This is a genomic window from Candidatus Photodesmus katoptron Akat1 (assembly GCF_000478685.1).
Lineage (GTDB): Bacteria > Pseudomonadota > Gammaproteobacteria > Enterobacterales > Vibrionaceae > Vibrio > Vibrio anomalopis.
The window spans coordinates 1-2,463 of the sequence record NZ_AMSD01000009.1 but is presented as its reverse complement, the minus strand read 5'-3'; the positions used below and the strand labels follow the sequence as shown (position 1 = coordinate 2,463).

Genomic DNA, 2,463 nt, shown 5'->3' with positions numbered 1-2,463 from the left:
TATCCTAAATTAACTAACAGAATTATCTGTCTAGTTTTCTAAATTGTTAAAGAACAGGCTTTACTATATTTAATTGATTTTAATCGTTTAATCATTGGTGGAGCTATGCGGGATCGAACCGCAGACCCCCTGCGTGCAAAGCAGGTGCTCTACCAGCTGAGCTATAGCCCCTTCTCCTTGCATACATTAGCTTTAAGTATGAACGTTCAATTTTAACTCCTTTTGGTAATAACTTAAATATTCAAAAGGATTGGTGGGTCTGAGTGGACTTGAACCACCGACCTCCCGCTTATCAGGCGAACGCTCTAACCAACTGAGCTACAGACCCAATATCTAACTAAACTCTTTAACTTTAAATTAATCTAATTAATTTGTGTGAGCACTCATTCAAACAATCCTGATATTTTAAGGAGGTGATCCAGCCCCAGGTTCCCCTAGGGCTACCTTGTTACGACTTCACCCCAGTCATGAACCACAAAGTGGTGAGCGTCCTCTCGAAAGTTAAACTACCCACTTCTTTTGCAACCCACTCCCATGGTGTGACGGGCGGTGTGTACAAGGCCCGGGAACGTATTCACCGTAGCGTGCTGATCTACGATTACTAGCGATTCCGACTTCATGGAGTCGAGTTGCAGACTCCAATCCGGACTACGATGTACTTTAGGGGATTAGCTTACCATTACTGGTTGGCAACCCTTTGTATACACCATTGTAGCACGTGTGTAGCCCTACTCGTAAGGGCCATGATGACTTGACGTCGTCCCCACCTTCCTCCGGTTTCTCACCGGCAGTCTCCTTGAAGTTCCCGACATTACTCGCTGGCAAACAAGGACAAGGGTTGCGCTCGTTGCGGGACTTAACCCAACATTTCACAACACGAGCTGACGACAGCCATGCAGCACCTGTCTCAAAGTTCCCGAAGGCACACCTGTATCTCTACTGGCTTCTTTGGATGTCAAAAGTAGGTAAGGTTCTTCGCGTTGCATCGAATTAAACCACATGCTCCACCGCTTGTGCGGGCCCCCGTCAATTCATTTGAGTTTTAATCTTGCGACCGTACTCCCCAGGCGGTCTACTTAACGCGTTAACTACGAAAGCTACAGCTCAAGGCCACAACCTCCAAGTAGACATCGTTTACGGCATGGACTACCAGGGTATCTAATCCTGTTTGCTCCCCACGCTTTCGCATCTGAGTGTCAGTATCTATCCAGGGGGTCGCCTTCGCCACTGGTATTCCTTCAGATCTCTACGCATTTCACCGCTACACCTGAAATTCCACCCCCCTCTATAGTACTCTAGTCTGACAGTTTTAAATGCAGTTCCGAGGTTAAGCCCCGGGCTTTCACATCTAACTTATCAAACCACCTACATGCGCTTTACGCCCAGTAATTCCGATTAACGCTCGCACCCTCCGTATTACCGCGGCTGCTGGCACGGAGTTAGCCGGTGCTTCTTGTGCAGTTAACGTCAAAATATACATGTATTAGATGCATATTCTTCCTCACTGCTGAAAGTGCTTTACAACCCTAAGGCCTTCTTCACACACGCGGCATGGCTGCATCAGGCTTGCGCCCATTGTGCAATATTCCCCACTGCTGCCTCCCGTAGGAGTCTGGACCGTGTCTCAGTTCCAGTGTGGCTGTTCATCCTCTCAGACCAGCTAGGGATCGTCGCCTTGGTAAGCCATTACCTTACCAACTAGCTAATCCCACCTAGGCGTATCCAATAGCGCAAGGCCTATAAAAGGTCCCCTGCTTTTCTCCAAAGAGTTTATGCGGTATTAGCCATCGTTTCCAATGGTTATCCCCCTCTACTGGGCAACTTCCTAGGCATTACTCACCCGTCCGCCGCTCGACAACCAATTATCCTTTTAAAAAGGATAGCTGTTGTTTCCGCTCGACTTGCATGTGTTAGGCCTGCCGCCAGCGTTCAATCTGAGCCATGATCAAACTCTTCAATTAAAGCTTTTGTTATCAAGGTAATTGCTTAATGAATACTCAATACATCAAAATGTAAACCAACATTAGTTCCTATCAATTAATAAATATCGATCGTTCCCTTTGTTGTTCACTAAACAAGCCTTTAAGACTGTTATCAAATAAGTGCTCACACAGATTAATAGATTTAATGTTATTAAAGAGCTTGCTTTCTTCTTTTACTAGAAAGAATCAAACATTCTAGCTAGATCCAACTCTGTGTCAAATACTTTTTATAAAATTTATATATGTAAATAAATTACTTTATTTAAAATAGCTATTATATGTTTTTTAGCTTCTGAATTACTGCCTTTGTATGAGGCTTTATCCCTCTCCAAAATAGAAAACTTGGTAGCTGTGAGCGGATTCGAACCGCTACGCCTTAACGGCAAGTGATTTTGAATCACTCATGTCTACCAATTCCATCACACAGCTAAACTTACAGTCATCCCCTATTTTTTACTATACTAGTATAAAATATATAGAA

At 44.3% G+C, this 2,463-nt stretch carries 3 tRNA genes and 1 rRNA gene; all 4 read right to left on the bottom strand.

The features are described from left to right. Positions 1-95: 95 nt before the first annotated feature. Positions 96-171: transfer RNA gene (locus O1U_RS04695), tRNA-Ala, on the bottom strand. Positions 172-251: 80 nt separating this feature from the next. After that, positions 252-328: transfer RNA gene (locus O1U_RS04690), tRNA-Ile, on the bottom strand. 78 nt (positions 329-406) lie between these two features. Then, positions 407-1,961 (bottom strand): 16S ribosomal RNA (locus O1U_RS04685). A gap of 364 nt (positions 1,962-2,325) precedes the next feature. Beyond that, positions 2,326-2,411 (bottom strand) — tRNA-Leu (locus O1U_RS04680). Positions 2,412-2,463 lie beyond the last annotated feature (52 nt).